This window comes from Rufibacter tibetensis, assembly GCF_001310085.1.
GTDB classification, from domain to species: Bacteria; Bacteroidota; Bacteroidia; order Cytophagales; family Hymenobacteraceae; genus Nibribacter; species Nibribacter tibetensis.
Genome location: NZ_CP012643.1, coordinates 3779238 through 3800948 on the forward strand (window position 1 = coordinate 3779238; position 21711 = coordinate 3800948).

The window sequence follows — 21711 nt, forward strand, 5'->3', positions numbered from 1 at the left end:
TTTAGGAAGAGATTTACAGCAGTTTTGGTTTTATTCTGCACCATCATCACCATTTTTTCTATTTGCCGGGTAGGTATGCATTTACTAAACCAAATAGACGAAGAAAAAATTCCGGCTGCTTTTAGGCTGCTTTTCTGAAAAGAGCCCAAAAGCAGCCGGAAGCGGAGAAGAAGGACGTCTCTACCTACCTACTATCTGATCCATCACCCAAGCGGTACGGGCGGCAGATTCGCCGGTGTTGGGGCAGGTGTCCAGGCCTAAAAGTTCTTCTACTATGGTTTGGATAAACGGCTGCTGCACATGGGCGGGAGGAGGCAATAGGAATTCTTCGGTTCCGGCTGCCGTTTCTAACCTGACAGGTTCTAACGCGAAAGAAGGAAAGGTAATTCTGCCCTTGCTGCCTATGATCTCTATTTCATCTTTGAACTGAGTTGAATCTACCGTAAAGCACCAGATGCCACTTCCCAGCACGCCATTAGCAAATCGGAATTGTCCCGTCACGATATCTTCTGCCGGGTAAAGCCCTGCTTGGTTGGCTGTTTGACCCGAGGCGGAAATGATAGGCCCTAACAAAAAGTCAAGGTAATCTAGTTGGTGAGAGGCAAGGTCAAAGAAGAGACCGCCACCGGCAATCTCTGGTTGTACCCGCCAGGGCAGTTCCTGCGGATTCAGGTTTTCCTGCGCCGGGTGATAAAGCCGAACGTTCACAAACTTTATTTCGCCAATAGCCCCAGTGTCTACCAATTCTTTTACTTTCAAAAAAGAAGGCAGGCACCGGCGATAGTACGCCACAAATAAGGGGACCTGAGCTTCCTTGCAGGCAGAAACCATCTCCTTGCATTGGGCATAATCTAAAGCCATAGGCTTTTCTACGTACACAGGTTTACCAGCCGCAGCTACCTGTAATGTGTACTCTGCATGGGAACCGGGAGGCGTGGCGATGTAAACGGCATCTACTTCAGGGTCCTGGATGAGTGCTTCAGCATTATCGTACCACTTGGGCACCTGATGACGCTGGGCGTAGTCCTGGGCTTTCGCACCATCGCGACGCATGACGGCCATCAATTGGGAGTGGGGTACTTTCTGGAAGGCTGGTCCGCTCTTGACTTCAGTTACATCGCCGCAACCTATGATGCCCCACCTAATAGTTTTAATTGATTCTACCATTACTTTTTGAGCCAATTTTCTCTAAACCAGCCCCTAAATGTAGGGGAGAATCCACTGAAAGAGAAGAGTAAATAATGGAAAGCCCTCTATTTACTTATTGCTTCAAACAAAGTACCTCATTCTGGTCCTTCAGTTAACACGATTCTAACATGGTTGTTTGAAGTACTGACAATTACTTCTTTTTCTTTATAGCCAAAATGCGAAACAATCAGAACAGAATCCTTGGCAGGGATATTTAACATAAATTCTCCGCGTTGGTCTGTTTTAGTCTGGAGGTCAGTCCCCTTAACTTTTACAGTAGCTTCAGGTAAAGATTTACCAGTGGCGTTTGCTACATGACCTACAAAACGCCAGGTGGCCTGATGGTAAGTCGTCTCCTCAGTTGTATGCGAAGCAGGTTTGTTGAAATAATGGTGGTAGACCACCTCGGCAATGGCGAAGAGCAATACCAGCAACACCGCAGCGGTTTGCCAGACAGGCCACTGGAAAACTTTACGTTTTCTTTTTTTCTGTGCTAATAAGTTTTTCAGGCGCCCACGGGTTTCACGTACTGCGCGTTGGACTCGGGCGGGCTGGGAGAGGGCCATGCCTCCTAACAAGTCAGAGCACATCTCGCAGGAAGCCAGGTGCCGTTCCAGTTGGTGACTTTGGGGAGCGGGTAATTCACCGGATTGGTATTGCCGCAGCACCTCCAGTGATGGATGCTCCTCGGTTTCCCAAGCGTTTTGGTGGTTAATCCTGCTCATAGTTTTTAGTCATGTAGATTTTGAGGTTTCTTTTGCCGTTCTGAATGTGGCTTTTCACTTGGCCAATTTCATAACCGGTCAGGTCTGCTACTTCTTTGTAGCTTTTTTTCTGCAGGTAAAACAGGTCTACGCAAACACGTTGCTCCGGCCCCAATTCCTCAAGGGCTTTGGCCAGAAGTTGGACCTGCTGCTCTTGCTCTGTCTCCTGACTAAGTTCTGCATAAGTTGTTTTTTCAATGATGGGCAGTAGCTTTTCATCAATGGAATCTGTGCCGCGGGTTTTCTGTGCCCGCAGGTACATCAGGCAATGGTTTTTGGCCAGCACGTGAAGCCAGCTTTTGAAATTGGTGATTTCGTGTTTGTGCAGCGCGGTGATTAAAAGCTCAAAAATATGCATGGTGGCATCTTTGCTTTCGTCTTCGTTTTTCAGATACTTCAGGCAAATCAGGTACACCATCTCAGTGTAGCGCTCAAACAGTGCTCCCACTACCGCCAGGTCGCCCGTCTCACGGTACTGCTGAATCATTTCCAGATCATTGGGCGGCTTGGCGCGCGAGAACAGTTTTAGAAACATAGAGTTGGGCGGAAATGCTTCTCTAAAGAAACTGATTAAAACTAACTAGAAAAACGTTGGCTTTTGATCTTCTTTTTTGGCTTTACCACATGATGCGCCAGCAGACCATAATCCATAATTGTTCCTTTCATTTTTATTGATTCAGTTCTTTGTGATAGAATTTGAAGCCCTGTAGTTTGGAGGTTGTTTTTACAAAATCCACCCGAATAGAGGGGTGTATTTGCGCTTCGCTTTCACTCTTCAAACCCAGATGCAGGTTAAACTTCCGTATTAATTCCCTAAGAATCAGGGTAACTATAGTTGGTTGCCTCCTCGTAAGGGAGAAGGTTATGAAAAAAGAAGAGATCTTTTTCCCTGATTGGGAACGGCTACTGATTGGGAATACGACGTGGGAGTTTATGGCGGAGGTGCTTCTTAGGACCATCATTATTTTTATTGCCCTGCTTATTGTCCTGCGTATGATGGGGAAACGCATGAACGCCCAGTTGACCATCACAGAACTTGCAGTGATGGTGACTTTGGGAGGGATTGCCTCTGCGCCCATGCAATTACCAGACCGGGGCATCTTAATGGTAATAGTGGCTTTTGTCTGTGCCTTTGTCTTTCAGCGGGGCTTAAGCTGGATAGCCTTCCGGGACCGGAAAGTGGAGTTAGCCACCCAGGGTGAAGTAAGCCTTATCTTAAAAGAGGGTGTGCTGCAGATAAAAGAATTTGAATTATCCAGGCTGTCTAAAGACCAGATATTCGCGGCGCTCAGAACCCATAACATAAAACATCTGGGGGAGGTGAAGCGCCTGTACATGGAAGGATATGGCATGTTCAGCATTATAAAAGCCTCAACCCCTAAGCCAGGCTTACCCATTGTGCCGCTCAAAGACGAAGCGTTATTGCTTTCCCTTCCCGTGGATAAAGACCTTGCTGCCTGTACCCGCTGTGGTTATCTGGCAGATGCCCGCCAAGCGGATAATACAGAATGCCCCAACTGCAGCTGCGATGAATGGACAGTGGCGGCAACCTAAAAACTACTCATGAAACCAGAAGAAATTCAAATAACAGATTGGCTGCGGATTGTCATGGGCGAAGCGCCCTGGATTTTTCTGTTGGAAATGGTCATCAGGATTGCCTTTATCTATTTTGTGCTTGTGCTTTCTATGCGGGCAATGGGCAAGCGCATGGCTTCTATGCTGAGCAGAACTGAGATGGCTGCCCTTGTGTCATTGGCCGCAGCCAATGGGGTAGCGCTAATGGAACCCTCTAGGGGGATTTTGCCCATTGCCATTATTGCCATAGTAGTAGTGGGTGTGCAGCGCCTGATTGCCTGGCGAAGCACCCAGGATGCCAGTTTTGAGGAAATGGTGATGGATGACATGGACATCCTGGTAAAAGATGGTCTGTTACAACTTGACGTAATGGAGCACGCCCGCATCACCAAAGATCGCCTTTTTGCACAGTTCAGGCGGGAAGACATCTTTAACTTAGGTAAAGTGCAGCGCACCTACATGGAAGCCAACGGCTCCTTTACCATCATGCAATTTCCGGAGGAGCGGCCAGGACTGTCGCTTATTCCAGACATAGACCCTGACCTGCAGAAAGAACAAAACTTTGTGCCAGAAACCTACGCTTGTAAGAATTGCGGAAATCTGGTAAAACATTCCCAATCGCCTCAGACCAACTGTACTTACTGTGGAAGCCGGGAATGGAACCAAGCTATCGTTTCCTAAATAAGTAGTTTGACCTGTGGCTAATACTCTGTCAAATTACACCCGCTCACTTGTCTGCCCCTGCAGACACTGTTTTATTTGAAACTGAGCGCTGCGCCTGAAGATAATAAGGGTTGGCGGGCAGGGTCAGTAAAGGTACAAAGGCTTGAATAGCTAATTCTATGGTGATGCTGTGGTGGAAAAGGTATTCCAGTAGGTCTCGGTCCTGGATAGACACTGCCAGCAAATCCATTTGGTTTTCCTGCACAAATTTCTTCAGGCCAGCCACTACATCATTATACCTCATTTGGGCCACGCTGTACTGGTGGTGCGGGAAATGCTTTTTGATGCTCTTCAGCACCTGCCGGTCAGACACAATGTTTAGCTCATGCTCAGAGGTAATATTAATGATGTGCACCTCAGAATTGAGGGTGGAGGCTAGTTGGAAAAGCTGTTTCAGGTAAACGGTTTCTTCCGTTTCAAAATCTGAAGCATACGCAATGTGTCGTATTGGACTGAACTTAGCATGAGCCGGTACCACCAACACGGGGCAAGATGCTTCTTTGATAAAGACAGTGGAATTGGTACCAATTAACCTAGTAAGTAGATCACCAGCCCCCTGAGTGCCCATCACCACCAGATCTACGGTCTGGGTTTTTATTACTTCATTCAATAGCGGGATAAGTGGACCGGAAAGACATAAGGTTTCTACTTCTAGTGAGAAGGATTGGTTTAGCTGATGAGCCAAGGTGCCAAGTGCCTCCTCAGAAGCCTTCATTAACTGGGTATTTACAGACAGCAAAGGAATCCCTTCAGGCATTACTGAAACAGGTACGCTCACGGTGTGTACTAGCAGCAGTCGGCTGCTGGTTTGCACCGCAAGCGAAGCGGCGTACTGTACCGCATTAGCGGCGTTTTCTGAAAAATCTGTGGGAACAAGAATAGTAGCCATGGTTCGTCTCGGTTAAGAATCAACGTGTTTTGCTGAATTCAAGAACTAAGGTACCGGGTAGGAAAGGCCTCTTCAAAGATAGTTGTCAGAATGGCCATTTTCTGCCTTTCTCCTGATGGAGAGCTACAAGGGTCGTTCAGGTTCCTGCTGTACGGAAGGTTGGCGCAGGAAGTACTATTCCAACCTTCCTCCTTTCTTAGACCAGGGGCTATTGTTTTTTATAAGGCAGTACCACCAGTGGTACAAAAGCATGAGAAGCAATGTCCTGGGTTTTGCTCTGGAAGAAAAGCTGCCAGAAGTTGTTGTTACGGGAGCCCATCACCAGCAAATCAGCCTTCTGTGCCGTACAAAAATGATGGATAATTTCTTCTACTTTCTTGCCAGTTTCTATATGATAAGACAGGTTTGGATAAACAGAGCGTTTGCAGATAAGCCGTAATTCAGCCTCTGCGGCAGTACGGGCATCAGGGGCGTCTTCAGGCAAAACATGCAGGAATTGCACCTGTGCATTGTAGACCGCAGCCAGCTGAATGACAAACCCTATGTTAGTAAAAGAATCAGATTTAAGATCGGTGGCATACACAATCTGGGCCAAAGGCCTGAAGGCAGTATGGGGCGGTACAATGAGCACCGGGCAGGGAACACTGCCAATAATTCTGGAGGTCACTGATCCCGGAAACACAATCTCCAGACCTTCGTGCGCCAGCACAATGAAGTCAGCCTCCATTTCTAAGGCAGCCTGTGGTAGGGTGGAATTGATATCACCAACCTGTAATTCGCTTTCTACATGCGGAAGATTCTGCGAATAGGAAAACAGCTTTTCTTTGGCCAGTCTTAGCTGCATTTCCCGTTGGCTTCTTTCCTCAGGGTCTGGAATGGGTTCCATGAACGGAACACCGCCAACTGGCATGTGGCGCTTGGGCTCAGATTGAGGCACACTGTGAAAGAGAACCAGCCGCGCATTCAGACTTTTCGATAATTCTAGGCCGTAGTCAATGGCAATCTGCGAAATAGGAGTGAAATCGGTTGGGCAAAGTATCTTTTCCATAGTAGTAGGTTTTAAGGTGCTGAATATGTGGTGTGTAATATATTGTACTGATTTTCTGGTAAATAGGATACTATTCTGGTAGCGGATGTGAAAACCAAATAGATCAGGAAGCAAAAAGAGGGAGCCAGCACCATTTGCTGACTCCCTCTTTTTTTGCGTTTTAAGGTCATTTTTAGAAAACTAATCCCTAAAACTTCTTAGTCTTTCCACCGCCACTCACCGGCTATCTTCAGGGGCTCTTTGAGATTGTTCTGGAGAAGGAAGGCTTTGGTTTCTTCGTCAGAAAGACGTTAGGACGGAATGGTAGCGGCATCGGCGAGGCCGTACAAAAGCATGGCGCTGAACCGAACCGTGTTTTTTAGTTGCTGTTCGTTCACTAAAGAAAAAGAGTCACAATCGGCGTGGTAGCAGTCACCGGCACCGGCTGGTAATTTGCCTCCTGATGATCCACCGGTAGGAATTCCGTGCAACATAAAGGGTTGGTGATCTGAGTGCAGACCCGCTCTGGACGTGAAACTGTTTTTGAATGTAGTGTCTATTTTAGCGGCCATGGCTCCTATAGACTGGAACAGTTCGCGGCATGATTCCTGGCTGGCGTTGTAACCTTTTGGGTCATTGGTCATGTCATAATTCAGCATGAAAGCTACCTGGTTCAGGGTTTTGTTTTTGGTGGCTTCCTCTAAATAAGCCTCAGAACCTAGCAACCCTTCTTCTTCGCCCATGACATCACAAACTCAATGGTGCGTTTAGGCCGAAGCTTTAACGTCTGAAAAGTGCGGGCCATGTCCATCACAGAGAAAGAGCCGATGCCGTTGTCAATGGCCCCACTGGCCAGATCCCAGCTGTCCAGGTGACCGCCTATCACAATCTTTTCATTAGGAAGCGAAGAACCTTTAAGCGTGGCAATCACGTTGCGGGCCTTTATCTTCCCAGAGTTATTGGTCATGTCAATCTTTGCAGTCAATGGGCCATTTTGCAACTGCTCCTTCAATTTAAACCCATCTTCGCGCCCAATACATACCGCCGGAATGGGGATGAGTTTACCAGTTACAGAAGCTGTTCCTGTTAGAAGTGTACCACCTGGAACAGTGTTGATGATGATAATGCCTTTGGCTCCGTTGTTAATGGCCAAAGCCGTTTTCTCAGAGCGGTGTAGGCTGCGGGTGCCTTCGGGTGAACCCGGCAATACACCCAGGTACACCAACGCGATTTTACCTTTTACAGCATTCGGCTTTGCTGCGTAATCTGCTTCCAGTCCATTGCCCATGTCTACCACATCGCCAGTGAGCGATGCTTTTACGGGTGAATGCGCCAGAGAAACAGACTTGATGTTCTGCAGTTGCTTGGCGTCTTTGCCGGCCTGTAAGGTAAGGGTTCCGCGGCTCCAGCTTTCCACTTCAAATGGCTGGTATTTTACATCAGAGAAGCCATAAGATTTGAAAAGGTTAAAGGCAAACTCCTCTGCTTTCTTTCCATTTGCAGATCCTGTCATGCGGTGGCCTATGGATTTTGAGGCCGTTTTCAAAGAAGAATAAGCTTTTGAATTGGTTTGCACCTCGGTATTGATTTTCTGGAAAACCGGCAGCCATCCTGGGTTCCCCTGCGCCATGGTTTGGAGGGAAAAAGACACCGCCAGGGCACCCAGTGCGAAGTACTTCTTTTGGAACATACAAGAGTGGTTAGTTGGATACCGGAAGATATAGGTTTGCGGGGGAGATACCAACCACGGTTTGCTTTGCGAGAAGAGTAGGGCGTGCCTCTTCTTGCAGAACGGCTTATCGTTTAAAGGTCCTTTTTTGAAATCTGCCAAGAAATGGAAAAACTTCAAATAATGGTGTGGCAGATAGTTTTTAGAAAGCCAGGAAAGAAGGATTCAGCAAAGAAGGCTTATTGTAGCGCAATTCGCCGGAAAGGTCAGGCAAGAAAATGGCCTGGTTGAGGGCGTTCAGTAGGGCGTGGGCTGCGGCGGAATCCCACTCCATGGTAGGGGCAAAACGCGGGTAAAGGTCTGCTTTCTGTTCGGCTAGTAACATGAACTTAAGCGAACTGCCCATGGACACCAGTTCCACATTTTTGAATTGCTTAATGAATGCTTCTGTTTCTGGGGTGCTGTGCGTGCGAGAGGCAATGATTTTGATAGAGGGAAGTTCGACCAGATTTTCCAACGTTCTCTTTTCAGGGAGTGGGGTTATTTCTGATTTATTTCTTTTTTCTACCTTGTACACTCCAGTAACCAAAGAACCAGCATACAAGGTGTCCAGGCAAGGGGCAAACACCACTCCACCAACAGGTTTTGTGTTTTGCATCAAGGCAATGTTCACCGTAAACTCCCCATTACGTTTTATGAATTCTTTGGTGCCGTCCAGTGGGTCTACCAGCCAGTACCAGGGCCAGGAAGTTCTTTTAGCGTAACTCAGGTGTGCGCCCTCTTCTGAAAGGATGGGTAATCCCGTGGATTGTAAGTGATGGGAAATTACCTCATGGGCGGCTTTGTCTGCTACCGTGAGTGGTGAGTCATCTTCTTTATACTCTACCTTAAAGTCTGCCGAATTATATATTTCTAATATAGCTTTCCCTGCTTCCAACGCAGCAACTTTGGCGATTTGGATTAGTTCTTCAATGTGCAGTTCTGGTGCAATCATGTAATTAGGTTTTAGCAGAAAGCTACGGGTGTGATTGCTGTTGAGCTTTTAAAATTTAGAGACTATTTCAACATTCAGCATCCTAAAGTAAAATACCTTAATGGGGAAAAGGCCCTCTTAGTGTTTTGCCTCCAGTATTGATTCAACCTAAGAGTTTGTAGGAGAAGTGGTCTTTTTATTTGGTGGAAGAATGACCAGGGGTTCTATGAACTGAATGATCTTATGCAGTGATTCTTCAATGGTCTCCTCGGCGGTTTTTACTTCAACGTTTGAAGTAAGCGGCGTTTCATAAGGAGCACTTATGCCTGTGAAGTGGGGAATGAGACCCTCTCGGGATTTGGCATATAATCCTTTTGGATCTCGATTTTCACAAACTTCTAAAGGAGTGTTTACATAAACCTGCAGGTAACGATCCTCCCCAATGATGCTCTTCATCAGTTGGCGTTCCTGTTCATACGGAGAGATAAAGGCACAAATAACCAGCAAGCCTGAATCCAACATAAGCTTGGCAACTTCACTACCCGTCTTAGGTTTTCCTTACGGTCTGTTTCAGAAAAACTTAAATCTTTGTTGAGACCGTTCCGCACATTATCGCCATCTAAAAGAAACACCTTATATCCTTTATGGAATAGATAATGCTCCAGCCGCAAAGCCAGGGTGCTTTTACCGGATCCGGAAAGGCCAGTGAGTCATATCAATTTAGGTTCCTGCCCAATCATCTCTTTTCTTTGCGACGTGCTGATTTTAGATTCAAAGGGGAAGAGATAATTCATAGCGAATAGGGCTTTCTTCTAAGCCAATAGAAAAAGGAACTAGGCTTGTTTTTGGAGAAGCAAGTTACGGGTGTCTGTCCGTAAATCCAGTAACGTCTTCACAGTATAGGAACCGTACTTGGTTAAGAAACACCATTAACAAGCGCCTAAACTTTGTGCGGAGCTCATTGATGTACCAAACCCTGTACATAATACTAGAGCTAGCCTCACTGGCTAAAATATACTTAATGAAGCATTCCAGCAAAATTAAGGTTGTTACAAAGCCAACCCTGCACAGATTTGCCAGATGCTTACCACCTTTTTAGTCCTTGAGGTTTTAAATACAAATTAGAGGATAAGCCTATGCAAACATTTTGGAAAAGGCGCTTAGATAAAAGGTGTCCTGAATCACTTACTGAGTATTTGAAGACTGGTCTTGCTCAAAGTCCAGGAAAAGCCACTCCAAAGCTGCTTCTCTACTGGTGAACGTCTCAAACTTTGTTCTAAAGGCAATGGCTTGTTGGCTGGAGAGCGAACTGTAAATGCGGTGAATGTCAAGTAGGCCAATACTTTCCTTTGTTGAAAGGCGGGCATACTTCTTCAACGGTGATTCCAGCAGTTTTGGCGTCATTTCCCGCAGAACCCAATTCTGATCAGCGAAATCCAGAAAGGGTATGGCTCTGGCATCACTAAACCAGTATTCAGCCTTTTGCTCCAAGGCAATGGAAGCGGCTAAGAAGAACGATTTTCTGAAGTCTTCGGCTGAAGGTCCTGTAAACCATTCTATATAAATGTACTTGATATTTTTGTCTACCTCTATCTTCAGGAATTCATCCTGATGTACGAGTTGTGGTTGTAGGTCAATATGCATAATAAGCCAGGTCTCTTTAGTGAGATCAATTAATAGCTAAATGATATTGTTGCCGTCTGTTGAAGCAAGATATGCAATTTTCAAATCTATCATAAGCCTTAACTTTGAAAGTTTTTAACTAGTGGTTTGAAATTGATGGTAAATGGTTACTTCCCAAAAGGTTGAACAGTTTAAGTTAGTAATGTGCAGAAGGCTCCCTATTGAAGTGGCGGGCCTCTCCCGAAGGTTTTGGGTTTAAACCTCACAAGAAGGGAGCTATACAATTGTGCATTTCTATTTATATACTGTGCTTTAAAGCCGTAATAGTAAGTGCATGGTTCTAAAGCTTGCAAAGCTTAAAAAGGGTGGGGGGTAGTAAAGAAGTGTGTTTTGTGAAGGCTTAATATTCTTACTTGCGTGGTTCAGCAAAATTGAAAAACCTGCTGGTAGGTGTTAACTTGCCTGTTCATGCGTACCAAAAACTATATGATTACTAGAATTACCTATTTGCTTGTGGCCGGAGCATTCTTTCTGTTTGGGTGTGCGGGAACAGGACCTATAGACAAAAAAGCCACTGCCGAAACAAAGGCGCTTTACAAAAACATGGGTAGGCTGTCTAAAAAGCATACTCTGTTTGGGCACCAGCACGCCACTGAATACGGACATGGCTGGTCAGTGCAAAAAGACCGGTCAGATGTAAAGTCAGTGACGGGTTCGCATCCGGCAGTGATAGGGGTGGACTTCAGCGGCTTTTCAGGGCGGTCACCGGAAGCCATCCAAAGCGCCAAGGAGGCAGTTCGCCAGAACGTAATTGATACCTATAATCGCGGTGGGGTGACCACGGCAGCCTGGCACTTTTCAAACCCTGTGTCAAGAGGCGGATTTTATTGGGTAGACTCCCTTTCCTTACCAGCAGTGAAGTACATTATCCCCGGGGGCGAGGCGCATGAACAATATAAAGAAATTCTAAGAGGCATTGGGGAATGGGCGCATAGTGTTAAAGGTGCCGATGGAAAGTTGGCTCCGGTGATCTTCAGGCCTTTTCATGAATTTGACGGCGGTTGGTTTTGGTGGGGCAAACCACATACCAGCCGTGAAGACTTCATCTCCTTATGGCAGTTTACGGTTTCTTACCTCAGAGACAGCTTAGAGGTGCACAATTTCATTTATGCTTTTTCACCTGATAACAAATTCAACTCTGAAGCAGAGTTTTTGGAGCGGTACCCCGGTGATAAGTGGGTAGACATGGTGGGCATGGACAATTATGGAGACATGGGCCGTGACCGATATGCCATTGACACAGCTGCTTTTAAGCTGAAAATTGTAGCCGATTATGCCAAAAAAGCCAATAAACTCGCCGCTTTCACAGAGACTGGTTTGGAATCAATTCCAGACCCAAACTGGTGGACGAATACTTTGCTGGCGACCATGAAGAAACACCCCATGCGTTTGTCTTATGTGCTGGTATGGCGGAATGATACCCGAAGCCCTACTCATTACTATGCCCCTTTTCCTGGACAGGTAAGTGTCCCTAACTTTATGAAGTTTTACCATGACCCCTACACGCTTTTTGAAAAGGACCTGAAGAACATCTACAAACGGAAGAAGTTTTTGGGCATCTTTTAAGTTACAGGAATAGCCCTTTTCTCCTTTAAACCATAAAAGCCCTTTCTGCTCGTTTTTCTAAAAACCTGCAGAAAGGGGCTTTTTTGTACTGTGATGAACGAATGGAGATTGCCTCAAAGAACTACTCATAAAAGGAATACCCCTTAGTTTGTTGATTACGCTTACCCGTGGCAATTATCCTGTGCTCCTGAGTTTTCTGGTTAGAGAGCACCTCGTTTAAGAAGTCTACCAGCAGTTGTTGGTTTTTATGGAACAGTTCTCCGCTATATTCATGGGCACCACCGCAGTAAGTAACCAGTTTTGTATGGCCTTGCATCTCTACCAGACGCTGGTAAATAGAATAGGAGCCAAATAGCATAAGCCAGTTAGACGCATTGGTAGGGCAGGTGTGATGGGCTGCCGTGGCGTAAGGTACCACAGGATCTGCGCTGCCATGGAAGAGCAAGATCGGTAACATGTTTTTTTCTGTTATCAGATTCAAATCCATCAATGCACCAGCACCTGAGAGTACCCCAGCATATTTGAACGTTGCCGGAAGAGTTACCTTGGGGTACAGGTTCATGGTTTTGTATTCCCAGAAAGCAGCATGCAAAGCCGCCTCTGCCCCCGCGCTACTTCCGGCCAAGAAGATTTTGTTCACATCTATCTTGTATTTTGTTGCATTCTGAAGAAAGAATGAAGTAGCCAGCCAAAGGTCGTTAGCGGCATATTGAAAGGCTTTGATTTTCTCGGGCAGTTTGCCATCACAGCCATAGTTTTTGCCTTTCATGTACAGGGTATAGGAAATAGTAGCGGCAATGTACCCTCGGTCAGCAAGAAAGGAACAGAAGCTGTGCCCATCTTTTCGGTCACCGGTTGAAAAGCCTCCGCCATGTTCAAAAATAACCAAAGGTAGTTTCTGGCCTGAAGTGGTTTTCTGGGGCAGAAACAAATCCAGTTCCAACTTAATCGTGTCATCCTGGTAGTAGGTGAGGGTGGTGAATTTTTGCGCCTCAGCCCTACATTTTACTACTAACATGCAAACGGCTAAGCAGAGAAGAACTTTGTTCATAAAAATCAAGTGTGCATTTTGAGCCTATTTTGGGAGAACTGCTGGTAAAGAAATGAAAGTAAGTTAAGTTAAAATCCAGTTACTTTTTAGGTATATGTGTTAAGCCTTAGAATCATTTAAGTTTAAATCCGTCCAAAGTTCTTAACATGAACAGAAAGCCATTATCTATGAGGATTTACCACATCAAAAAATAATAGTACTTCTTTCTTGGCTATTTCCGTAAAAAAAGCCCTATAACGAAGCCGGCTATCCTGTGAAGAATAGCCGGCTTTTACTATAGAACTAGAGGTAATTAGATGGCTGTGTTTCTGTCATTGTCCAGATCAGTCAATCCTCTATGGTCACGGTTTGTACGGTCACGATCAAGGTCTAAACCAGAGCGATCATTATCCAGGTCTGTGCGGGTAGTGTCAGTGAGGTTATCTACGTCTACTTCGGTAGAGCGTACGGTATCTCTGATTACCTCATCCCGTTCCTCTACTTCTTTACCTAATGAAACTTCTTCTACCACATGGGCTTCTTTGTTTACCACAGGCACTTCAGCGTGCTCCGTCAATTCAATTTCACCTTCTCTGAAGCCAGTGAAATCTGCCTCTGTAGCCGGACGGTTTACTGGCTGGCGCTCTACGCGCACGTGCTCTGAACGAAGGCGTAGATGCTCTTCCACCGGACGCTCTACAATCCTGCTGCGCAGACGGGCACCACCAGTTTCGACCTCGCGTTTGCCCACTTGCATGTTTTCCTCAATAATAGGAACAGAAGTGGAGTCTGTTAAGTCGTTGCGGGTGGTGTCAGAAGTAGTATTATTAAAATCTGAAGCGGAATCAGAAAGGACAGTGTTGTTTGTGCTACCTGCATAGGTAGAGTCTGCGCCGCCAGAAAATGTGTCTGGGTCAGAATCGGTGCCAGTAGAGCCTAAACGCAAAGAATCAGAGCCACTGTTGTAAGATTCAGTACCTAGTCCAGTGCTGGTTCCTAAGATGGAGGCAGTGCGCCCAGTGGTACCTGTGCTGCTGTCATACGATGAAGCAGTATTCTGCATGAAAGAGCTTCCTGTGGCAGAATTGCTTCTGTACCCGTATTCAATGGCGCGTTGGTCCACGTCAACTGACCCGTATTGGTCCAGAATGATGGCTGCTCTACGTGCTTCTTCATCTGTTTGGGCGTGCACGGTTACAATGCAATCAGAGTGACTGGCTACATTAGAATATGTAGTAGCACTGTCATCATCGTCACTGAACAAGGACCGGAAGAAGCCCATAATGCCCCCGTTGTCGTTGGAAGAGGAAAAACTGCTGCTGTAAGTTGAATCAGAAGTAGAAGAACCGCCTCCGAAAGAGGAACTGGAACTGCTGGAAGAGGAGCTTGCGCTGGAAACATCTATGTTAGAGTCACTGAGACCAATGTTTTTTAATTCCTGTACAGCTTGCTGTGCTTCTGATGAACTGTCGAAAATACCTATTACTGTTTGAGCCATAGTTTTATTGGTAAGAAAAGTAGGGGTTAAAAATTATATGAAATTGAGTGTTCTGGGCTATGAACCGCTGTTGCCTGTCTGGTCAGAGGGGATGCGTTCTATCCTGATCTCCTCTTTGCGCAAGCTTATTTGTTGGACATCATTTGTTTGCACCTTGTTTTTTGTAATGTGCAGTTCTTCTATCACCATCAGCCGTTTTTCTACCACCATCACTTCCTGTACAATAGGAATGATCATGGTATCTCCTTCGTATCTGATGGGTGGCGGTGGAGAGTCAACGTATTGATTTACAGGTACGTGCTGGATGTCGTGTTCCTCCTGGATCAAAGGAATGTTCAAGGGTACTTCCTGTTCAGTGATGACTTTCGTAATCCGGACACTTCCAGTTTCCACTACTCTTTTATCCAGGTGCACACGTTCCTCAATCACCGGAATGGTCAAGTGCTCCTGCTGGTCTTGATTTGCTGAGCCCGTAGAAGTGGAATTCCTTCCTCTGTATGGTTCATTTTCCTGATTTGATATCTGATCCATTTGTTTTCTCTCTTTGGATAGCTAAACGGGCTACTTAGGGGGAGGTTGTCATTTTGAATGTTAAATTTTTGTATTTAAATAATTTGAATGATCTCAATAAAGGGTTGTAAAAACAAGTTTTTGCAAATTTTGTTTTAAACAATAGCTTAGAAATTAATGTTTTAAAATAAATTAGAGGGTGTTTTGTTAATTCTAATATCTAGCTATATAAATATTAAAATTTTAAGGATAGGTTACTTGTCGTTAGTTGTTATAGAAGTTTATTTTTTGAATTTATAGGAGAGACGCAAAGGAAGGTGAAACTAAGTGGCCAGGTATGATTCAAAGCGCTATGTTGTAAAAGTGAAAGTGCAAAAAGGTTGCTTAAACCTCAGTACAATGCTTGCCTCCTATACAAAGGATAGTAAAAGGGTACCTATAAAGCTTTGCTAAATGAAAAAATGCAAATTTTAAACATTACCCTAATCTATCTAAATGGAGGCTTTATTAGACTTATGTGTAGATACTCCTTAAATACCTTCTTCCCATAAAGAGAAAGCCTGCTGTATTCACGGCAGGCTTTCTCTTTATGGGTAAAGTGTACTTCAAAAATTTGTAGAACTAGCCTGGTTGTTATACCGGTCATCAACTCTTAGGTCCTCTATATCAATTTCAGTTTTCCTGACAATTTCATGAATGGTTTCTTCATGAACTTCCACATCTTTGCCAATGGTGATTTCCTCCACCACATGTGCTTCTTTAGAAATTGAAGTTACTTCAGCATATTCCTTCAATTCAATAGTGCCTTCCTGAAAACTGGCGAAGTTCGACTGATCAGCAGGCCGGTCAATGGGCGCTCGTTCAATCTGGATCCGTTCTTCACGCAGGCGCCTGTTTTCCTCTATTGGGCGTTCCACAATGTGGCTGTGCAGACGAGCGTCTCCGGTTTCCATTTCAGACTTGTTATTGTTTACCCGTTCTTCAATGACAGAGATAGAGGGGCGATCAGGTGAAGCTGTTCTGTGCTGATTAGGGAAGGGTTGTACTGGATTATTTTTTTCTAACTGTATGTTCAGGCCAGAATTGTGGCGGGAATTAAGTATATGGGCAGCCCGGTTGGCCTCCTCCGGGGAGAAAGCATGTACTACCACCAACCCATTGCTGTACTGCATTTTCTCTTTGTATTGGTCTGCTTCTTCTGAATCGCTGAAAATTGAATGGAAATAACGCTCAAAATTAGCTGATGTGAAACCTCCCAAAGAGCCGTCTGTGTGGCGAATGGCTGTCTCTATATCTTCCTTAGAAAACCCTGCGTTGATGAGTTCTTGTGTTACCCGGTTTACGCTGGCTGAGTCAGGATACAGGCCAATCACGTTCTTAGCCCTTCGGTTCCGGTACAGGTTGCTGTGGTTAAAGTGTTCCTGGTTATAGTGTATTGATTGCTGGGGCTTTTCTTCAAAGGAGGGAGTTCTTTCCTGGTCATAATTGGGTGAAAATATCCGTTGCACCTGAGCCTCAATCTCATTGGTCAAGGTGCCGCTTTTATAAGCAGGAAGGGCCTGAAGTTGAAAGGTAGAAATCTTAGGTACGGTAATTACATCTTCTGCTTCATGTAGTTCAGCCAACCCAACAGGAAGGAGCACATCACGCGGCTCTAAGTTCAGACCATTGCCTTCAAGGGCTACTACCAGGTACCTGACTTTGCGTGCTTCAGGGTCACATAATAATTCCCACACTTTTCCCAGCCTATTCCCCCCGAAATCACGAACAATCCAGCCACGAATGTCTTGCTCACCTTTGGCTACTTCATACTTGCTATGGCCAAGTTCCTGCAAATGGTAGGTTGAAGTTTTGCTCTCTTTCTTTTCCATTACTGTAGGTAATTGGGTGTTTGACTTTCTAGTCTGCTTTAGGAGTGGCTGGTAGTGATGGTTTAGCTTCCAGAAAAATATCGTACCTAAAGTTTACGAGTGTGCAGGAGAGTAGTTGAAGCTTATTTTTAAAATATTTTTTAATAGGTAAAATTTATACTTTAGTTCTTTTTGCTTCGATGTTGTGATTTTTCTATAAAGCCCAATCCAATTACCCGGTTTATATTAATTATTTATAATTTATATTAGTTTGTTTATATATAATAACATAGTAGTAAGATATTTTGTTTGATTGTAATTAATTGAAGGGTAGATTAAATGCTTCAGGAAATTAATTGAAGGCAGGTTTTCACAAAAGGCTCTCAAAATCTGGCTTCAAATAATACCAGGCATGCTTTAGATTAGCCCCTGAAAGAGGGTGTGGTTAATACTGTAATTGCTTGATTACTACATGTTTTGGCTTTTATATTGAATTATAATTCTTAAATTAGGTTAGTCCTAGTAAGCCTAATCAATAGAATTGTATGAAGAAAAAGATACCCCTGGAGACCGTGCTTTACATCATTCAGAAGGCCGACTTAGTAGCTTGTTCAGACGCCGTAGATTTCATCAATAGCCTAGACTTTTACCAATACACCCAGGATGAGTTGAAAAACATCAGTGATACCTTGGGGGAGCGACTCACCACGCTTATCCGCCTGGAACTACGTCCGGGTACAAGAGCGCAAAGCTAGTCTATCAACCTCGTTTTAGAACAGTTTTAACAGAAAAACCTTCCAAATAGCTTTTTGCCCAAACTTTACTTCTTAAAGAAGTAGGCACCCTGAAGGTGGTTTACTAAGCCTTTGTACTGCTTAATTTAAGAAGTACAAAGGCTTAGTAAACCACCATTCATTTATGGGAGTGTAAATGATGGAGGGCTTCTATGTGCTTTACCTTGCTTTCCTGAAAATAACGTTTATAAAAACACTTTCTAAGAAAAGAACTTCAGTAGTTAAGGGGTGTACAGGAACAAACAAAACATGGTCTCGTACAAAAATGGAATACAGGCTGTGAGGTAGCAGCTTCGTTTGTTTCATTTAAACCTTAAACTATCATGTGGCAACCAATCACCCGGCAAATGCATGGCATTGCAGAAGTCGCTTACATTCCAGCCGTGGCTATGATGCCAGAAACCGCTGGCTTCACTGAAGAAGAAACTGCAACCACTTTGTGCCGCGCCATTGCTGGTAACGCTTTGGTGTCTGCCTTGGTCACTAAAGCTGAATGGGGCGCTGTACAGGTAATGCCGTACAAGTTGCACCTGGGCATAGACTTTGCCACCAGCGCGTTCGCCCTGGCTGCACCCTGGCTGTTCGGGTTTTCTAATAACGAAAAAGCCCGCAATGCCTTTGTAGGCATGGGAGTAACCGGCTTATTGGTAGGGCTTTTGTCCAGACCAGAAGAAATGGACCCAGCCAAGGTGAGAACCTTAAAAAGAAGGGCTGATGCTCTTCCTGCATTGTAACTACCTATAGAATTCCATTGAAATACCCACCTCTTGTTTATGGCCTCTTTCCTCAAAACAAAGCCAAAAACAGGAGGTGGTCTTTTTATGCCTTGATTTCAGTAGGAAACGTTTTGCCTTTGTAGTTGAAACTACAACCTTTTATAAATTATAAGGAAGTGCCTCTAAAACAACTTCTTAGACTTACCCGTACGTAATAGTACCATAAACCACACATAAAACTATGAAAAAATCTTTCTATACCACCTTTGCCTCTACTGTTCTCCTGATGGTTTTCCCCTTTATGATGGGCTGCTCTGTTCTTTCAGGGAGCGGCTATTCCAATGACCCAATTGTAGCGGAACAGCAACGTAGAATAGAATCTCTTGAAGCTGAAGTTGATAGGGCTGAGCAAGAAAAAAAAGACGCGGAACAGCGTGAGAAAGCAGCTAAAAGCAAGCTAAAAGCTGCAAAAGATGAACTGAAAGTGCTTAAAACAGAAGCAGAAAGAAGAAGCTCCTAAGTGATATACTAAGTACACTAGTTGTAATCACCTAGTCAAGGAAATGTCTTTAGTTTAGAACCTGATTTTATAAAAAGGCTCTAAAACAAAATTGAAACATTGAAGCACAAGCAAATTCTGGAAAAGCAGGCAAATCTTTGCAGCTTTTCCAGAATTTGCTTTTGCTTTTTACACCTTTCCCATTCCCTCTTCCTTATCTTCGCCGGAACAGCACCGTAAATAGGCCGTAAACTTTATTTTTATTGAAGTAGGCATTAAGGCTGAGCAAACATAAAGCAGCTCACGGAGGCCATGGTGTATCAAATGCTTGAGAAGAAATCTATGGCAAAATATGCTAGAATAAAAAATACCGGAAAACCTAAAGTGGTCATCATAGGCGGAGGGTTTGCTGGTTTGGAGCTGGCCAAATCGTTGAAAAAGGCAGACGTGCAAGTCATCTTGATTGACAAACAAAACTACCACACGTTTCAGCCGCTCATGTACCAGGTGGCTACTGCCGCCATTGAAGCAGATTCCATCATCCATCCGTTCCGGAAAGTCTTTGACAAACAGGAAAACTTCTTTTTCCGGCTGGCCGAGGTGCAGCATATTGATACCGCTCAAAAATTGGTTGAGACATCCATTGGGCTAATCCGGTATGATTACCTGGTTATTGCCACAGGCGCTACTACTAACTATTTCGGGGATAAGCTCATGGAGGAGAACGCCATTGCTATGAAAAGTGTAGAAGATGCCATTAACCTCCGGAACACCATTCTGAGCAACTTTGAAAACGCCCTTCAATTGGATGACGAAGAGCAGATGAACAGCCTCATGGACTACGTGATTGTGGGCGGCGGACCTACCGGGGTTGAATTGGCAGGGGCATTAAGCGAATTGCGCAAACATGTATTCCCTAAAGATTATCCAGAGCTGGATTTCCAATCCATGGACATCCACCTGATCCAGAGTGGTGGCGAACTCCTGAAAGGTATGTCAAAAGAGGCGTCGGTGAAGTCACTGCAGTTTCTGGAGGAAATGGGTGTGAAGGTTTGGTTGAACCGGCGCGTTAAGTCTTACGACGGATACACAGTGACGCTGGATAACGGGGAAACCCTTATAACCCGAACCCTTATCTGGGCTGCTGGAGTAACTGGTAATCCCATTGATGGCCTCAAACCCGAAAGTATCCTGAAAGGCAACCGGGTACAGGTAGACGTGTACAACCGTGTGGTTGGCTATGAGAACGTGTTCGCCATTGGTGACATTGCGGCCATGGTTACTACTGAAAACCCCCAAGGGCACCCCATGTTAGCACAGCCTGCTTTGCAGCAAGGAACCCTGTTGGGCAAAAACCTGGTGCGTTTGTTTTCTGGTGAGCCTATGCAGCCTTTCGTGTACAAAGACCAAGGCAGCATGGCTACCATTGGTAAAAACAAGGCAGTCGCAGATTTAAAACTTTTCAATAGAGAAATAAAGTCCCAAGGCTTTTTTGCCTGGCTCATCTGGATGTTCATCCATTTGATTTCCTTGGTGAGTTTTAGGGACAGGTTGGTGGTAATGCTGAACTGGGGCTGGAACTACTTCACCTATAACTCAGGCAACCGCCTTATTGTAGGGCACAAGCAGGAGAACATCCCTATCACTGAAACCATTACCCATAAAACTGTCATCTAAGTGCAGGGTAAGTTCAGAAGCCTTAAGTAGTCAGAAAACTTAGTTGGTATCATGCTAAATCAAAAGAGAGAAGAATCTTCATCTCGCTACACCATAGTTTCCTTCAGGTAAAGTTGATTCTTAAAAACTTTTACACTTAGATTAGTATACCCCTTAAATAGAAAGCAGATCCTTATAATGGAACCTGCTTTTTTATTTTCTAGGTCTGCGGTGATTCGCCTGCCCTTATGTGTTTTCCCTTCATTCATTTTCTTGTTACACCTCTTTGATTCTAAAAAAACTTATACCAGGCTAAAGTGCTTCGTGATTGCTGGTTTTGGAGCTGTTTTAGAAAAAGCTGCTTCAAACGCTTCTGCAGATCCTTTCTTCTTGGGTTATCATCGATTTTAGCTGAAAATACCTACTTTTTATCTAGACCTATTGAAAATCAATACGTTATAAATAGAAGTATTGTTTAACTAAAAATTGAAATCATGAAAAAACTTTTACTCACGTTCACTTTGTTGCTTGTGGCAGTCTTCAATTTAACTGCCCAAACCATCACCCCTCCGCAAAGTACCGCGCCTGTTCAGGAGACAGCTATAAGACAAGGAAACTGGATGATTGGGGCTGGTATTGGTTCTATTGGTCATAATTTTAAATCTGAAACGTTCTCATTAGAGATTGAGCCAAGAGCTGGATTTTTTATCAGTGACAATGCCGTTATTGGAACCCAGGTACAGCTGGGTTTAGAGGCCTATGATGGAGGAGAGTTATTCCGCTACGGGCTCACCCCATTTGTAAGGTACTTCTTCCCCGAAGGTGCAGCTCCTACCCACCGCTGGTTTGGTGAAGCTTTAGTAGGTTTTGCCGGAAGCAATCAGGAAGACTCTGATGGCGATAGGTTGTTATCAACGGTATATGGAGTGCGGGCCGGATACGCCCACTTTGTAGCCACTAACGTTTCTTTAGAGGGAACACTGAATTTGGTACGGAGCCACGCTAACATTGATGTGGGCTCTGGCACCTCCGGTTCTACTGGTCTTTCATTGGGAGTAGCCTTCCAGATTTACCTTCCTTCAAGAGGCAGGTAGGGGATAG

Annotated in this window: 21 protein-coding genes and 1 pseudogene; 8 read left to right on the top strand and 14 right to left on the bottom strand. The window is 44.7% G+C overall.

Going from position 1 to position 21711, the window contains the following annotated elements; all coding sequences use genetic code 11:
- Positions 1–180: 180 nt before the first annotated feature.
- The 3 genes from DC20_RS15375 to DC20_RS15385 all read right to left on the bottom strand — a co-directional run bounded on the left by DC20_RS15375 (position 181) and on the right by DC20_RS15385 (position 2487).
- The gene (locus DC20_RS15375; protein ID WP_062544646.1) at positions 181–1167 is read right to left on the bottom strand and encodes a Gfo/Idh/MocA family protein; all 987 of its coding nucleotides are present in this window, start codon (positions 1165–1167) and stop codon (positions 181–183) included.
- A gap of 116 nt (positions 1168–1283) precedes the next feature.
- A complete protein-coding gene (locus DC20_RS15380; RefSeq protein ID WP_062544647.1) occupies positions 1284–1913 on the bottom strand; it encodes a carboxypeptidase-like regulatory domain-containing protein in 630 nt (209 codons plus the stop codon).
- Complete coding sequence (locus DC20_RS15385) at positions 1900–2487, bottom strand: RNA polymerase sigma factor (RefSeq protein WP_062544648.1); 588 nt, start codon at positions 2485–2487, stop codon at positions 1900–1902. Before DC20_RS15385 ends, DC20_RS15380 begins: the two co-directional genes overlap by 14 nt.
- Before the next feature lie 329 nt (positions 2488–2816).
- Here DC20_RS15385 and DC20_RS15390 point away from each other — a divergent pair, with 329 nt between their 5' ends.
- Together DC20_RS15390 and DC20_RS15395 are read left to right on the top strand one after the other, a co-directional pair.
- Positions 2817–3506: a DUF421 domain-containing protein gene (locus DC20_RS15390; protein ID WP_062544649.1), complete on the top strand. Its 690-nt coding sequence runs from the start codon at positions 2817–2819 to the stop codon at positions 3504–3506.
- A 9-nt stretch (positions 3507–3515) separates the two neighbouring features.
- Positions 3516–4208, top strand: coding sequence for a DUF421 domain-containing protein (locus DC20_RS15395; RefSeq protein WP_062544650.1), 693 nt, complete (start codon positions 3516–3518; stop codon positions 4206–4208).
- Between the two features lie 46 nt (positions 4209–4254).
- Here the strand turns inward: DC20_RS15395 and DC20_RS15400 are convergent, their stop codons facing one another.
- The 7 genes and pseudogenes from DC20_RS15400 to DC20_RS15425 form a co-directional block, all read right to left on the bottom strand.
- The gene (locus DC20_RS15400; protein WP_062544651.1) at positions 4255–5139 is read right to left on the bottom strand and encodes a universal stress protein; all 885 of its coding nucleotides are present in this window, start codon (positions 5137–5139) and stop codon (positions 4255–4257) included.
- A 208-nt stretch (positions 5140–5347) separates the two neighbouring features.
- The gene (locus DC20_RS15405) at positions 5348–6187 is read right to left on the bottom strand and encodes a universal stress protein (protein ID WP_062544652.1); all 840 of its coding nucleotides are present in this window, start codon (positions 6185–6187) and stop codon (positions 5348–5350) included.
- Between the two features lie 290 nt (positions 6188–6477).
- Positions 6478–6909, bottom strand: coding sequence for a M28 family metallopeptidase (locus tag DC20_RS23585; RefSeq protein WP_218918712.1), 432 nt, complete (start codon positions 6907–6909; stop codon positions 6478–6480).
- Positions 6885–7856 carry a M28 family peptidase gene (locus DC20_RS23590; RefSeq protein WP_218918713.1) on the bottom strand — a complete coding sequence of 324 codons (972 nt, stop codon included), beginning with the start codon at positions 7854–7856 and terminating at the stop codon, positions 6885–6887. The genes DC20_RS23585 and DC20_RS23590 overlap by 25 nt, the downstream gene beginning before the upstream one ends.
- A 181-nt stretch (positions 7857–8037) precedes the next feature.
- Positions 8038–8829: a 3'(2'),5'-bisphosphate nucleotidase CysQ gene (gene cysQ / locus DC20_RS15415; RefSeq protein ID WP_062544653.1), complete on the bottom strand. Its 792-nt coding sequence runs from the start codon at positions 8827–8829 to the stop codon at positions 8038–8040.
- Positions 8830–8976: 147 nt separating this feature from the next.
- Positions 8977–9479, bottom strand: a pseudogene (gene cysC / locus DC20_RS23440) (adenylyl-sulfate kinase).
- A 514-nt stretch (positions 9480–9993) separates the two neighbouring features.
- Positions 9994–10452, bottom strand: a complete 459-nt coding sequence (locus DC20_RS15425; protein WP_062544654.1) for a hypothetical protein — start codon at positions 10450–10452, stop codon at positions 9994–9996.
- Between the two features lie 465 nt (positions 10453–10917).
- On the opposite strand from DC20_RS15425, the gene DC20_RS15430 reads away from it, so the two are divergent.
- The gene (locus DC20_RS15430) at positions 10918–12057 is read left to right on the top strand and encodes a glycoside hydrolase family 26 protein (protein WP_157593177.1); all 1140 of its coding nucleotides are present in this window, start codon (positions 10918–10920) and stop codon (positions 12055–12057) included.
- Positions 12058–12178: 121 nt separating this feature from the next.
- Here the strand turns inward: DC20_RS15430 and DC20_RS15435 are convergent, their stop codons facing one another.
- From DC20_RS15435 to DC20_RS15450, 4 genes are all read right to left on the bottom strand, one after another.
- Complete coding sequence (locus DC20_RS15435; protein ID WP_062544655.1) at positions 12179–13075, bottom strand: alpha/beta hydrolase fold domain-containing protein; 897 nt, start codon at positions 13073–13075, stop codon at positions 12179–12181.
- Between the two features lie 325 nt (positions 13076–13400).
- A complete protein-coding gene (locus tag DC20_RS22685; RefSeq protein WP_083470346.1) occupies positions 13401–14585 on the bottom strand; it encodes a YsnF/AvaK domain-containing protein in 1185 nt (394 codons plus the stop codon).
- A gap of 57 nt (positions 14586–14642) precedes the next feature.
- Positions 14643–15116 carry a YsnF/AvaK domain-containing protein gene (locus tag DC20_RS15445; RefSeq protein WP_083470347.1) on the bottom strand — a complete coding sequence of 158 codons (474 nt, stop codon included), beginning with the start codon at positions 15114–15116 and terminating at the stop codon, positions 14643–14645.
- A gap of 584 nt (positions 15117–15700) precedes the next feature.
- Positions 15701–16966 carry a DUF2382 domain-containing protein gene (locus DC20_RS15450; RefSeq protein WP_062544656.1) on the bottom strand — a complete coding sequence of 422 codons (1266 nt, stop codon included), beginning with the start codon at positions 16964–16966 and terminating at the stop codon, positions 15701–15703.
- 524 nt (positions 16967–17490) lie between these two features.
- Between DC20_RS15450 and DC20_RS15455 the strand changes: the two genes are divergently transcribed.
- The 5 genes from DC20_RS15455 (at position 17491) to DC20_RS15475 (ending at position 21704) form a co-directional block, all read left to right on the top strand.
- Positions 17491–17700, top strand: coding sequence for a hypothetical protein (locus DC20_RS15455; RefSeq protein WP_062544657.1), 210 nt, complete (start codon positions 17491–17493; stop codon positions 17698–17700).
- Between the two features lie 362 nt (positions 17701–18062).
- Entirely contained in the window at positions 18063–18473 is a 411-nt protein-coding gene (locus DC20_RS15460) for a hypothetical protein (protein ID WP_062544658.1), read from the top strand.
- 223 nt (positions 18474–18696) lie between these two features.
- Positions 18697–18975, top strand: a complete 279-nt coding sequence (locus DC20_RS15465) for a hypothetical protein (RefSeq protein WP_062544659.1) — start codon at positions 18697–18699, stop codon at positions 18973–18975.
- Positions 18976–19296: 321 nt separating this feature from the next.
- Positions 19297–20631: an NAD(P)/FAD-dependent oxidoreductase gene (locus DC20_RS15470; protein ID WP_062545993.1), complete on the top strand. Its 1335-nt coding sequence runs from the start codon at positions 19297–19299 to the stop codon at positions 20629–20631.
- A 473-nt stretch (positions 20632–21104) separates the two neighbouring features.
- Positions 21105–21704 (top strand): hypothetical protein, encoded by a 600-nt coding sequence (locus DC20_RS15475; RefSeq protein ID WP_062544660.1) that lies wholly within the window; start codon positions 21105–21107, stop codon positions 21702–21704.
- Positions 21705–21711 lie beyond the last annotated feature (7 nt).